This window comes from Pseudomonas fragi, from assembly GCF_002269505.1.
Classification (GTDB): Bacteria; Pseudomonadota; Gammaproteobacteria; order Pseudomonadales; family Pseudomonadaceae; genus Aquipseudomonas; species Aquipseudomonas fragi_D.
In genome coordinates this window covers 120,287-133,683 of sequence record NZ_NQKQ01000005.1, presented here as the reverse complement: position 1 = coordinate 133,683, position 13,397 = coordinate 120,287, and the positions used below count along the sequence as shown (strand labels likewise).

The 13,397-nt window shown below is 56.9% G+C and carries 10 protein-coding genes; 1 reads left to right on the top strand and 9 read right to left on the bottom strand.

What is annotated here, in order from left to right; translation table 11 throughout:
* Positions 1-170: 170 nt before the first annotated feature.
* The 4 genes from CJU81_RS06790 to CJU81_RS06775 all read right to left on the bottom strand — a co-directional run bounded on the left by CJU81_RS06790 (position 171) and on the right by CJU81_RS06775 (position 5,613).
* The gene (locus CJU81_RS06790) at positions 171-1,361 is read right to left on the bottom strand and encodes a hypothetical protein (protein ID WP_095036005.1); all 1,191 of its coding nucleotides are present in this window, start codon (positions 1,359-1,361) and stop codon (positions 171-173) included.
* Between the two features lie 102 nt (positions 1,362-1,463).
* Entirely contained in the window at positions 1,464-3,971 is a 2,508-nt protein-coding gene (locus CJU81_RS06785) for a TcfC E-set like domain-containing protein (RefSeq protein WP_095036004.1), read from the bottom strand.
* Positions 3,972-4,119: 148 nt separating this feature from the next.
* Complete coding sequence (locus CJU81_RS06780) at positions 4,120-4,647, bottom strand: CS1 type fimbrial major subunit (protein ID WP_095036003.1); 528 nt, start codon at positions 4,645-4,647, stop codon at positions 4,120-4,122.
* Positions 4,648-4,707: 60 nt separating this feature from the next.
* Entirely contained in the window at positions 4,708-5,613 is a 906-nt protein-coding gene (locus tag CJU81_RS06775; protein WP_254924804.1) for a hypothetical protein, read from the bottom strand.
* A 434-nt stretch (positions 5,614-6,047) separates the two neighbouring features.
* On the opposite strand from CJU81_RS06775, the gene leuA reads away from it, so the two are divergent.
* A complete protein-coding gene (gene leuA / locus CJU81_RS06770; protein ID WP_095036001.1) occupies positions 6,048-7,727 on the top strand; it encodes a 2-isopropylmalate synthase in 1,680 nt (559 codons plus the stop codon).
* A 210-nt stretch (positions 7,728-7,937) separates the two neighbouring features.
* On the opposite strand, the gene CJU81_RS06765 is transcribed toward leuA, so the two are convergent.
* The 5 genes from CJU81_RS06765 to CJU81_RS06745 form a co-directional block, all read right to left on the bottom strand.
* Entirely contained in the window at positions 7,938-8,729 is a 792-nt protein-coding gene (locus tag CJU81_RS06765) for an amidohydrolase (protein WP_095036000.1), read from the bottom strand.
* Positions 8,717-9,865: a pyridoxal phosphate-dependent aminotransferase gene (locus CJU81_RS06760; RefSeq protein WP_095035999.1), complete on the bottom strand. Its 1,149-nt coding sequence runs from the start codon at positions 9,863-9,865 to the stop codon at positions 8,717-8,719. The genes CJU81_RS06765 and CJU81_RS06760 overlap by 13 nt, the downstream gene beginning before the upstream one ends.
* A 123-nt stretch (positions 9,866-9,988) precedes the next feature.
* The gene (gene der, locus CJU81_RS06755; RefSeq protein WP_016779615.1) at positions 9,989-11,458 is read right to left on the bottom strand and encodes a ribosome biogenesis GTPase Der; all 1,470 of its coding nucleotides are present in this window, start codon (positions 11,456-11,458) and stop codon (positions 9,989-9,991) included.
* Positions 11,459-11,596: 138 nt separating this feature from the next.
* Entirely contained in the window at positions 11,597-12,748 is a 1,152-nt protein-coding gene (gene bamB / locus CJU81_RS06750) for an outer membrane protein assembly factor BamB (protein WP_095035998.1), read from the bottom strand.
* Positions 12,741-13,382, bottom strand: a complete 642-nt coding sequence (locus tag CJU81_RS06745) for a YfgM family protein (RefSeq protein ID WP_095029241.1) — start codon at positions 13,380-13,382, stop codon at positions 12,741-12,743. Before CJU81_RS06745 ends, bamB begins: the two co-directional genes overlap by 8 nt.
* Positions 13,383-13,397 lie beyond the last annotated feature (15 nt).

Here is a 13,397-nt window from a genome sequence, read left to right as displayed (position 1 = left end):
TTTAATAGCACCCTAACCAGCCACCTACAACACGATGATTCGTTACACACCGCGCGATCATGACGTGTCAGATATAACCGATATTAAGACCCATACTTTCCACCTTTATGAAAATTGCCGACACGCCATAAACCCACCTTGCAAAAAATGTTTAATGCGGTTAATCACCGTCACAGGTTCACATCAAAGATAATAGTCGCCAGCCCCCTGTACGTACTGCCCGGATTTTCGACCATTTCAGCCACGTGCTCGGCACGCACGTCATAGTGCATTTTTGCCGACTGCGAGCCGTGTAAACCGCCCATTTTGAACAGCGCCGCATTTTCAACGCCATACTTTAAAGGCACCTTCAACGCAGGCTGATTACCCGGCCACTGCACGATACTGGCCGGTAAGCTGACCGCAATATCCACTGGTACCTGCGAGGCGCCACTTTGCGTATCGGTACTAATGGCACAGTCCTGACCGATCAAATGTTCACAGTTCAGATAGGCCTTGAAAAAACCGGTCCCGGCGATTCTGAACACATGACTGGCACTCAGCGATGGCACTGGCTTGCCACTATTCATCCAGCCTTGCCAACCTTGTACCGGTTGTAAAACAGCCCGATAAGCCCCCGGCGGAAAATCGACTTTAAGCGACGCATTGACCTTCAACTGAAAGTTGATAGTCAGGCTGTTGTCATTGGCAACCGTTCGATCACCAAAATCGATATCGCCCCCCGGGCCTACGCTATACACAAGACGTCCGCTATAAACACCGGCATCCATATCCAGCGGGTTGGGGGTCAGCAATGAATACGCCAGGTTGAAATGGGTGTATTTGAACGGCCCCGGAATATCAAAGACCGGAAGTTTCACACACGAACGTTTTTCATGCGGCGTTCGCCAAAAGAAATCAAAGCTCAGGTTGGTATACCCGGGCGTGCCACCGCCGAAACAAGGAATGGGCGCCTGCCACCAGGCACCGCCCGGCTCAGTTTTACCCCACCATAAAGCGTTGTGCCCACTGCCACCGTCCACCGATTTACTGAGTTCATAGCGCCCTCCATAGCCGGCCACGGCAAACCTCAGAGTCCGCGTGCTGCCAGTGGCTTCGTTGGTCAAAGTTACAAACCGGAAAAGGCCGTCGAGGCTGAAAAAAGCACCATAACGTTCATTGGTATATGCCTCTCTGGCAATAAGCCCAACGTCCGAAACAGCGTCAATCGAGGTCATAAAGCTCCTCAACCTGTCCGCCGTACAGAGACGAGGCACTTCAGCACACACCCCGCTGTCGACGCTGGTGTTGATAAACATCGTATTGCCGGGGTTGCCAGGGTCTGGCGTGTACTGCGCCGTGACGGTGTATTCGCTGGCCATCAACGATGCAGTGCATATCCATACCAGGCAAACAGCCCCTGCCCGCACTAACAGCCGTTTAAGCCAACCTTGCATACACCTGCCGGATAAAAAATTCACCAATCAAACTCCCTTGGAGGCAACGGTTGAAACCGACGTACAAACGATATCGGGCACTACCAGCACATTGTTTTCGCGCTTGTGTTTAGTCGGCTCCAGCACAACGCTGCAGGCGGGTTGCCCCCTGTGGCGAACATGCAGGGTTGGCGAAGACTCGCTCATCTCCAGAACAAAGAACCCGTCGGCCTCAGAGACACTGCTACTGGCGTGATTGAGGATATGGGCGCCCCCCAACGGGCGCCCCTGCGGATCCACCAGGCGGCCCAGCACCGACAATGTTTTAAGCACACGCACCTGTTGATAAGCCACGCCACCCTTGTTGACGTGATAACGGCTGACGTTGGGATGAATCGTCGCCGCATGAGCGTCGCTGCCGGCAAAGTCGAAATGCACCGAGCCACTTTTATAGGCACTCACAGGCACCATGTTGCGGCCGGGCTTGAGCTGCGCGCCATAACTGCCGCCCATGTCATCAGCGCGCAATATCAGGTTGTCGATGTCCGAGTCCAGATCGACAATCATTGCCCCCTCGCCCCCATAAAAACTGCCGCTGGCCGCCAGGTTGCCCGCGCCGACAGCTACGGTGCTGTTGAGGTTCAAGCCACCGCTCAACTCACCGTCATAAGAAGAGCGTTGAGCGTAGGCATCGCCGTTAATTACCCGGGTTTCAAACTGGGTCGAGCCATTGAGACCTACGCCGTAACTGTCGGCGGTAAGGCCGGTGGCGTAGCTCTTGAAAAAGTCGCCGCTCAGGGTCTTGTTGTATCCCAGCGAACCATTGAGCTCACGCTCGCCATCGCGGGACGTGCGACTGCCGATACTGGCCGACAGACTGCCGCCAGGCTTGCCCAGCGCCATATTGATGCTCAGGTCGATCCCGCGATTGCGCCGGCTCCCGGTGCTGATGCTCGCAGGCCGGTCAAACACCGACACCTGCCAGCTCATGTCGCTGCCAAACAGCTTGCCATTGCGCAACCAGCTCAGATCAACCCCCGTGCCGTTGGTATTACCACTGCTGTGGCTGACCCGCCCGGTCAGGCTGCTGGTCAGGCTCAGGCGCTGGGTCACCGACAGGGCCGAGTTTTGCGTACGGCCGGTGTAGCGGCTTTTCGCACGGATCGCGACGGTATCCAGATAATCAAAATCATCGCGGGTATCCAGCCAGGATCGCGAATGGGAAAACATCACACTGCCGCCTTGGTATTGATAGCGGGCCTGCACATCCATGCCGGTACCGTAACCGGCCGTTTGATACACATTGGCATACAGGCTGAAATGGTCCGACAGCCCCCAGTCTAGCGAGCTGCCATACTGCATTTTTTGTGCAACGCGCTGCGCGTCAACGCCCAGGATCACTCGCGGATGCAGCAGGTAATTGACCAGAGCACCGTAGGTCAAACCCTGATCGTAACGAACGTCATCGCCCCAGTTATTGAATAACTGACGCCGCTTGCCGGCAAAAAAACTGTACCGCCAGGGTTGATCGGCATTACGCCAGTTATTGGGTTTGTAGATCATTTCTTCGCTGCTGGACGTTACTTGTCCGTCTTCAATCAGGCGCACCTGCACCGGGTAAATACCACCGGGCAAACGGCGGGTGTCCAGGGTCTGCAAACCGCTGGCGACGGCCTGGCTGTAAATCAGCACTCCATCGCGATACACCTCGACAAGGCCCTGACGGCTTGGCGTCACATAGATGGGGTAGGTGCTGGGGCTGGAGCTGTTGACGGCCAGGCTGTCGCTGGTGCCGTACATGAAACCGAGGGTGGTGTCCGGGCTGGCGCCAAAATTTCGCGGTCGTCGATAAACCCCCAGCGCATCCGGGGTGAAGTACCCCAGACGGAAAAAATTGCCGGCAAATTCGCGCTGACCATAAAGCTGGTTAAGCGAATGGTAAGTCGGGGCGTCGGGGTCGCCGGTTCGTGCCAGTTCGGCTGACGCCACCTGGGTCCAGTTACCCAGGCTGCCAGTGGCCTGGACGTTATAGCGCGCCGCGGTGCCGGTGGCGGAACCTCCACTGCGGGCAATATTCAATTGGTTGTGCAGAATCAGGCCATTGCTGCCGTCTTGGGGCAGGTCATGGTATTGAGCGGGAGCGCGCTCGCGCTCAGCCGCATCGGTCAAAATCGACAGCTGTGAATCCTGCAAGTTGTAATGCAGAGCCACCAGGCCATTTGCACAGTTTTGCGTACAACTGCCCAGCGCAGTGGCCGTGGACAACAGCGCCAGCCACTCGGCGCGATCGGCCTCGGGCAATGGGCTGTCCCCGGTATCGGTAAAGCTCAGCAGGCGGACTGTCTCATCACGGCCGAGGATGACCAGAGCGTCCCCGAGCATCGTGGCATTCACATCGATGCGCACGGCCAGGGGCACATCGAAGAAGTGTTCCTCAAAACCGGCAGGCAAGTGTTCGGCCTGACTTAACACACCCAAAGTTGACGGTGTATCAACGTCAGCCTTGATGCCAACCGAAAGAATTATCGAGCAGCACACAATCAGGGTTCGACCCATGACAGAGTTCAATAGTAGTTATCCAAAACGAACGGACTTCGTTTATGTAAAACCCGCTTGATTGCACTTTTCAGGCGGCCGAAACTGTCAGCCGTTGTTCGACCACCTGAAAAGAGAGCGCAATGACTCAGGTATTACTAAAGACGGTTTACAGTGCGACAGGCGGAACGGCGTCGAAGGTCATGTTGACAATACCGGTGTATTCACCCGGCGGGATCGGGCTCCCCGTTTCGACAGCGGCAATACTCAGGTCAACACGTTTTCCGGCAGCCGCTTCAGTGGCACTGACAACTTCCTGGCTGGTAACCTGATTCAGTTCCTTGTTATTGAAATAAACGTCAAGTGGCACCATTCGGTTCGCACCATCGGACAAATACGCACCCGTACTGTCGGTCAAACGAGCGGCGATTGCACCCGAACTGTTTTTGACGTCAAACGCCTTGCGCAGAGTGCTCAATTTACCGCCCAGAACTGGATCGGGTGTCCACTCCATACGCTGCGGAACACCAATCCAGCCGGTTTCAGCAGGTACGACATAAAATGCGGTGGTGGGAACACTGGCGACCAATTGAACTTGTATTTCAACAGGGTCGGCTGCAGACACCTGGGTCGCGCCCAGCATGGCGGACAAGGCAAGGGCCAGTGGACTGATAGTAGCCATAAAAGTGCGTTGCATTTTTGCATCCTTTTTTCAGGTTTATAGTTAGGGGTGTTACATTTTTATTGCGATTTATACTCACGTTCGGGTGAATGATATTTTTCGTTCCGCCGTGCCTTCTTGAAGTACAAAACTGTGAAGTTTATTGTCTTCTTTGGTGAAGATATAAGTACTGCCGGGCAGTACATAGTGTTGGGCGATACCCGAACACTCGGCAGTTCTTTCAACATGACAAGTTTTCACGAAATCCAGTGCGATGACACTGTTGCCAGCGTTATGAACACTGTACGTATCTTTGCCATCATTAAAACGCGTATCAAACGTGACCTTGTCCGGCCTGACAAATAAAAAAGTGCCAAAGCCCGTTAACAGCGTTACTTGTGCAGCCAGTTCTTTTTCGTAGCCCTTCTGATCGTCAGCACTCTGATCAAAACTGTCGGCACTGGTCGGTAATACGGGAATAAAACGCACCCGGTAATAACGCTCATGCTCACGTTTGCCCATAAACAGCAAACGGGTGGACTGCATGCCATTGGCGGGAATTATCATCCGCGCCGGGCTCGCCAGCAGGGTATTTTGCGCGGTCAAGGGCCCCGCCGAGAGCGCCTTGGCTGGCTGCTCTGCAGGCTGGCCATGGGCGTCGTAAATAATTTCCTGAACCACGACCTTGACGAACGCAGTACTGCTTCCCGAGTTGTAAATACGTTTCAACACAGCGCTTTTGCCACTTTCCAGAAAACCGAACATCGGCCCAGGGTTGATGGCTGGCGAAGCAATTGCCTGTGCACTCAAGCACCATATGCAACCCATCACAAAGAGAGAGCTATAGATACGCATCGTCATACTCGGCAGCTGATTACAGTTCTCTTCAACAGCACTGTTTGCTGCTGTGGAAGCGGAATCAAGTATTGCGACAATTTGAGCAGTGAAGCTAAAAGCCTCATCAGCGCTCACGCTTGAGCACTGCAAAACAAGGCTTTTCACGGGTTTTCATGGTTTATGACAACGACTGCACGCGGCTTTGGGACGCTCAAACCCCTGTTGATCTGCAAACACCTTTGACAGGCTCAACCGGTGAAGACCGATATTGCCTGCCGCGAACAGCATCGAATGCAAGCTAGACACTAAAGCCGCGCAACATTAAGGATGCCTGTAACTTAAAAGCGCGATAAAAAACCGAATTCGCTCAATATACGAGCAGTTATCTCAATCTTTTTTGTTGGCTTGCCATCCTTCTCACCAATGGTTAGGGTTGAGGTCATGAACACATCACAGACCCTCATTCTGCTTCGCCAACATCGCAGCCTTTGCCTCGTCAGTGCACGACTGCAAAGCTAGTTGCGGTGCCTCGCCTTCTGCTTTGTATTTTTCCGGCTGGCCGCGTCTGAATCGTCGGCTCGCATATTAAGGATTGCCTGATGACCATGCTCAAAGACCCCTCTTCCAAATACCGCGCCTTCCCGGTCATTGATTTGCCCGACCGCACCTGGCCGTCTAAAACCATCACCCAGGCGCCAATCTGGTGCAGTTCCGATTTGCGCGACGGCAACCAGTCGCTGATCGAACCGATGGATGCGGTAAAGAAGCTGCGTTTCTGGAAGACCCTGGTCAGCGTTGGCGTTAAAGAAATCGAGGCATCGTTCCCGGCTGCGTCGCAAACCGACTTTGATTTTGTGCGAACCCTGATTGAAGACGGTCACATCCCGGACGACACCACCATTCAGGTGCTGACCCAGGGCCGTGAAGACCTGATCGCCCGTACATTCGAGTCACTGCGCGGGGCGAAAAAAGCCATCGTTCACCTGTATAACGCCACCTGCCCTGCTTTCCGCCGCATCGTGTTCAACCAGGACAAAGACGGCATCAAGGAAATCGCGGTCAGCGCGGCCAAGCTGTTCGTCAAATACGCCGCCCAGCAGCCGGACACCCAGTGGACGTTCGAATATTCGCCAGAGACTTTCAGCGCCACGGAGCTGGAGTTCGCCAAGGAAGTGTGTGACGCGGTGATCAAGGTGTGGAACCCGACCCCTGAGCACAAAATGATCCTCAACCTGCCTGCCACGGTTGAATGTGCAACGCCGAACATCTACGCCGACCAGATCGAGTGGTTCGGGCGCAATATCAACCGCCGTGACAGCGTACTGATCAGCCTGCACACCCACAACGACCGTGGCACCGGCGTTGCCGCCACCGAGCTGGGTCTGATGGCGGGTGCCGACCGCGTCGAAGGTTGCCTGTTTGGTAATGGCGAGCGTACCGGCAACGTCGATCTGGTGACCGTGGCCCTGAACATGTACACCCAGGGCCTGGACCCGCAACTGGACTTCTCGGACATCGATGGTGTGCGCAAGGTTGTCGAAGAGTGCAACCAGATCCCGGTTCACCCGCGTCATCCGTATGTGGGCGACCTGGTGCACACCGCGTTCTCCGGCTCGCACCAGGATGCCATTCGCAAAGGCTTCGCCCAGCAAAAACCGGACGCCCTGTGGGAAGTGCCGTACTTGCCAATCGACCCCGCCGACATCGGTCGCAGCTACGAAGCCGTGATTCGGGTTAACAGCCAGTCGGGTAAAGGCGGGATTGCTTACCTGCTGGAGCAGGAATACGGCATCAGCTTGCCACGCCGGATGCAGATCGAATTCAGCCAGGTGGTACAGCGCGAAACCGACCGCCTGGGCCTGGAAATGACAGCCCAGCAGATTCACAGCTTGCTGCGCACCGAATACTTGCAGGCCAACACCCCGTACGCGCTGGTCAGCCACCGCCTGCAGGAAGAAAACGGTCACAGTGCAGTCGAAGTCGAAGTGTCGGCCAAGGGTGATGGCGAGACCAACCTGCGCTGGAGCGGCAAAGGTAACGGCGCGCTGGAAGCCCTGGTTGCCGGCCTGCCAGTGAATGCCGAGATCATGGACTACAACGAGCATGCGATTGGCGCGGGTACCAACGCCAAGGCTGCGGCCTACATCGAACTGCGGGTCAATGGTGGGCGTGCCGTGCATGGCGTGGGCATTGATGAAAACATCACCACGGCAAGCTTCAAGGCCCTGTTCAGCGCCCTGAACCGCTCCTTGAGCGAAACCGAGGCGAAAGCTGCGTAAGCAGCTGGCCTGAAACGCAAAAGCCCCCAAGGCGAGAGCCTTGGGGGCTTTTTATTGCATGACCGGCAATCACTAGCCCCTGTGGGAGCGGGCTTGCTCGCGATTCAGGCGGCGCGATTTGGCAGGCAGACCGCGGTGAGGCCATCGCGGGCAAGCCACGCTCCCACAGGTTTTACGTCGTACACACAGTCTGATAACTGCTTCTACAAATCAGCGCAGCACGAAATCGTCCGCATCCAGATTGGCCGGGAACCGCTCACGATAGGCGCCCAGATCAGCCGCATTGAGGCTCATGGTGAACACGCCGTCCGCCTCCCCGGCACTGAGCAACGACTCGCCCTGAAAATCGAGGATATGGCTGTCTCCGGTATACACCAGACCCTTACCGTCCGTGCCCACCCGGTTTACCGCAGCGACATAACACAGGTTTTCGATGGCCCGCGCAGGCAGCAAACGGTTCCAGTGCAGCCGTCGCGCACCTGGCCAGTTGGCGGTGTATAGCAACAGATCAGTGTCATGGGGGTCACAGCTCCACACCGGGAAGCGCAGGTCATAGCAAATCAGCGGGCGAATACGCCAGCCCTTGACCTCAAACTGGACCTGACGCTCACCCGGGGTGAAATGCTCATGTTCACCTGCCATGCGGAACAGGTGGCGCTTGTCGTAGTGCAGCACTTCGCCATCTGGACGCGCCCACAACAGACGGTTGCGGTGGCTGCCATCCGCAGCGAGCACAATCACGCTGCCCGTCACCACGGCATTCAGCCTTTTGGCCTGCTTGCGCAGCCAGTCAGTGCTCGGGCCGTTTTCAGGCTCAGCCAGGGTGCTGGACTCCATGCTGAAACCGGTGGTGAACATTTCCGGCAACACCACCAGGTCGGCGCCGCGGGCCTGCTCCAGCAGCTCGTCAAAATGATCGAAGTTGGCCTGACGGTCATGCCAGGCCAGCGTGGTTTGTACCAGCGCCACAGTTAGATCGGGTAATCCCTTTAGATCACGCATAGTTTTTCTGCTGCTTCACGCAGCGTCTCCTCGCGTTTGGCAAAACACAGGCGAACCAGCCGCTGCCCTGCGGGCGGGGTCTGGTAGAACACCGATACCGGAATGGTCGCCACGCCGTGCTCGCGGGTCAGCCACACAGCCATGTCGACATCATTCAGGTCCGGACGAATACGGGAGTAATCCACCAACTGGAAATACGTCCCTGCCACCGGTTTGAAGGTAAAACGCGATGGGCTCAGCAAATCACAAAACAGGTCTCGCTTGGCCTGGTAAAACCCGGGCAACTCTTCAACGTGCTCGGGGTGGGCGCTCATAAAGTCAGCCAAGGCATACTGCAGGGGCGTCACCCCGCAAAAACTGACGTACTGGTGAACCTTGCGCAACTCGGCGGTCAGGGCCGGCGGAGCCACGACATAACCGGTTTTCCATCCGGTTACGTGGTAGGTCTTGCCGAATGAGCTGACAACGAAAGCGCGATCGTACAGTTCAGGGTGGGACAAAACACTGACGTGGGGCACGCCATCGAACACCAGGTGTTCATACACCTCATCGCTGATGATGTAGATATCGCGGCCAGCAATCAGGCGGGCCAACTGGTCCAGCTCGGCACGGCTGATCAACGCACCGCTAGGGTTGTGCGGGCTGTTGAGGATGATCATGCGCGTGCGCGGGCTCAGCGCATCTTCAAGTTTTTGCCAATCGATCGAAAAGTCATCCAGCCCTAGCTGCACATGCACGCAACGACCACCCGCCAGCTCGACAGAAGGCTCGTAACTGTCGTAGCACGGATCGAACACGATAACTTCATCGCCTGCATGAATCACGGCCTGGATCGCGCAGAAAATGGCCTGGGTCGCACCGGGAGTGATGGTCACTTCGGTATCGGCATCGACCTGCACGCCATAACTGCGGGCGATCTTGGCCGCCACTTGCTGACGCAACGCGGGCAGGCCGGTCATAGGGGAATATTGGTTATGGCCACTGGCAATGTGCTGGCCAACGGCATCACGCAACGCCTGCGGGCCATCGAAGTCAGGGAACCCCTGAGACAGGTTGATTGCGCCGGTTTCTGCCGCGAGCTGCGACATGCGCGTGAAGATGGTGGTGCCGACGTTCGGCAACTTGCTGGTGATCATGGCCGTTCCCTGTTGAGTTCCCGGCACTGACTGCGGCACAGGACCCACCGAGAATAGCCCAAACGCCGGACACGAAAAAGGGTCCTTTCGGACCCTTTCTCATTACGCTTTGACCTTACGCGATTAGCGTTTGTCTTTGCGATTTTTCTCGGCTTTCTTGTGGTGCGACATCATGCGGCGTTTCTTGTTGACCTGACGGTCGGTCAGCGAGTTCTTGTTGCCTTCGTACGGGTTCTCGCCACCTTTGAACTCGATGCGAATCGGCGTACCGACCAGCTTCAAGACACGACGGTAGGTGTTTTCGAGATAACGGACGTAAGACTTCGGAACCTTCTCAACCTGGTTACCGTGGATCACGATGATCGGCGGGTTGGCACCACCCAAGTGGGCATAACGCAGTTTGATCCGGCGGCTGTTAACCATCGGTGGTGCGTGCTCGCTGACCGCGTCTTCCAGAATCTGGGTCAGACGGTTGGTCGGCCAGCGGGTGACCGCCGACTTGAAGGAGTTCTGCACCGACTGGTAAAGGTTGCCCACGCCAGTGCCGTGCAGCGCCGAGATAAAGTGGATATCGGCGAAGTCGACGAAGAACAGGCGACGGGTCAGCTCAACCTTGACGAACTCGCGCTCGCTCGGGGTCATGCCGTCCCACTTGTTGATCGCGATAACCAGCGCCCGACCAGCCTCAAGGGCAAAGCCCAACAGGTTGAGGTCGTGGTCAACCACGCCTTCGCGGGCGTCCATCACAAAGATCACCACGTTGGCGTCTTTGATCGCTTGCAGGGTTTTGACCACGGAGAATTTTTCAACTTCTTCGTGGATCTTGCCGCGCTTGCGCACACCGGCGGTGTCGATCAGCGTGTACTTCTCGTCGTTACGCTCGAACGGGATGTAGATACTGTCGCGAGTGGTGCCGGGCTGGTCATACACGATAACCCGGTCTTCACCGAGCATGCGGTTGACCAGTGTCGATTTGCCGACGTTTGGACGACCGATGATGGCTATCTTGATGCCGTCTTTTTCGCTAGGGCCAGGAATGCGCTTGGCTTCCTCACCTTCGAGAACGACTTCTTCTTCACCGTCTTCCGGCTCTTCTTCGTCACGCGGGAAGTTGCTCAGGGCAATTTCCAGCATCTGCGTGATACCACGGCCGTGGGCACCGGCGATCGGGATCGCGTCGCCCATGCCCAGCGGTGCGAACTCGGCGCGAGCCATGTCCGGGTCGATGTTGTCGACCTTGTTGGCCACCACGTAAGAACGCTTGTTACGTTTGCGAAGGTGTTCGCCGATCATCTGGTCAGCGGCGGTGAAGCCGGCCTTTGCATCTACCAGGAACAGAACGACGTCAGCTTCTTCGATGGCCAGCAGCGACTGCTCGGCCATCTTTTCGTCCATACCGTGCTCGTCACCGGAGATACCGCCGGTGTCGACCAGAATGTAGGAACGCCCTTGCCACTTGGCCTCACCGTATTGGCGATCACGGGTCAGACCGGACAAGTCGCCAACGATGGCGTCACGAGTCCTGGTCAGGCGGTTGAACAAGGTGGACTTGCCGACGTTTGGTCGGCCCACCAGGGCGATTACGGGAACCATGCGGCTCTCCACTTCGTTATTTCAGAAAATACAAAAGCCGCTGCAAGGCAGCGGCCAGAGTTCGGAACAGCACAAATGTGCCGCAAACCTTGCCAGAGCAAGGCTGCCCGAGGCCCTGAAGCCTCAAGCATAGACGCCTTAGCGAATGGTCAGGGCTTCCAGTTTGCCGCTGTTACCAAACACGTAAATCATGTCACCGACCACCAGCGGACGTGCCCGAAGGCCATCACTGTCAACGCGGGTACGGCCCACGAAACGACCATCGACCTGGCTCAGCAGGTGCAGATAGCCTTCCATGTCACCGACCGCCACGTAGCTGGAGAAGACTTCCGGTGCCGACAGTTGGCGGCGAGCCAGAGCATCGTTGCTCCACAGTGCGGTGGTCGAACGCTCGTCAACGCCTTCTACAGTGCCCGACGCCAGGCTGACGTAGACGCTGCCAAAACCTTGTGCGACACCGGCATAGCTGGAAGCATCGCGTTGCCAGAGCACGCGACCCGATTCCATTTCCAGTGCTGCCATGCGGCCCTGATAGCTGGCGACGTACAGTGTACCGCCGGACATCAGCAGGCCACCGTCGATATCGACAATGCGTTCAAGCTCGGAGCGACCCTGCGGGATGGCAACACGTTGCTCCCACACAGGTACGCCGTTGCGCGTATCCAGAGCGACCACTTTACCCGTCGACAAACCGCCGATGGCCAGGTGATTGGTCACCAGTGGCGCCCCCGTACCACGCAGGGTCAGCACGCCCGGCGTGCTGTCATACGTCCAGCGCTGATTGCCGGTGTCAGCATCCAGGCCGATCAGGCGATCGTCCTGGGTCTGTACCACCACCACATCACCGTTGGTCGCAGGAGGTGCAAGCACTTCGCTGTTAACGCGAGAGCGCCATTTTTCTTCGCCGGTGCTGGCATCCAGGGCAATCACGTCACCTTGCAAGGTGCCGAGCATGACCAGGCCATAGCCCAGGCCAACTGCGCCGGAAACAGGCAGATCAAGGTCTTTTTTCCACTCAACGTCGCCGTTCATGCGGTCCAGAGACATCACCACGCCCGTTACGTCAGCAGCGTAGATATTGTTGCCTTCAACCGCTGGCACCAGCATGTTGTAGGTTTTGCCCTGACCGTCACCGATCGACCGGCTCCACTGCTTTTGCAGCACGACTTCTTCTTTGAAGTCGGTCAGCTCGGCCGGTGGCAGTTCTTTTTTGCTGTTGCTGCTGCAACCCGCGGCCAAAACGACCAGAGCCAGCAATGCCGCATGTTTCCATCGCATCACGTCACGCATCCCCTTTGGCCAGGTCATCAAGCTTGATTTGCAAGCCGCCTACTGCTGCTTCATCCGACAATCCGGCCTTAGCCTTTTCGTAAGCTGCACGAGCGTCGTCAGTACGGCCCTGCTGCACCAGCAGGTCGCCCTTGAGTTCTTCACGGCTGGCCTGGAATGCCTTGTCCGAATCACCTTCCAGCAGCTTCAGGGCATCGTCAACCTTGCCCTGTGCCGCCAGCACCTGAGCCAGACGCTGACGCGCCACTTCACCCAGAGTGGCATTAGCCGGCTTGTCGACAATGGCTTTCAGTTCGGCTGCTGCGTCATCGAGCTTGCCGTTGTCCACTGCCACCTTGGCCACGAACAGGCCGCCAAATTGCGAGTAGGCAGTGCCTGCGTATTCGCTCTTCAACTTGTTGGCCAGATCTGCCACACGGGCCACATCCGGCTTGCCGTCAGGGGTAAGCGTGGTTTCCAGCAGTTGTTGGTAGAGAACCGACGCACCTTGCGACTGATTCGTCTGATATTTGTGCCAGAGCTGCCAGCCGGACACCACTACCAGCGCAAGCAAGCCGCCAGTCAGCAGGGGTTTGCCGTTGCGCTGCCACCAGTCTTTCAACTCGCCCAGCTGATCATCTTCGTTACTCGACACCCCAACACTCCTTAT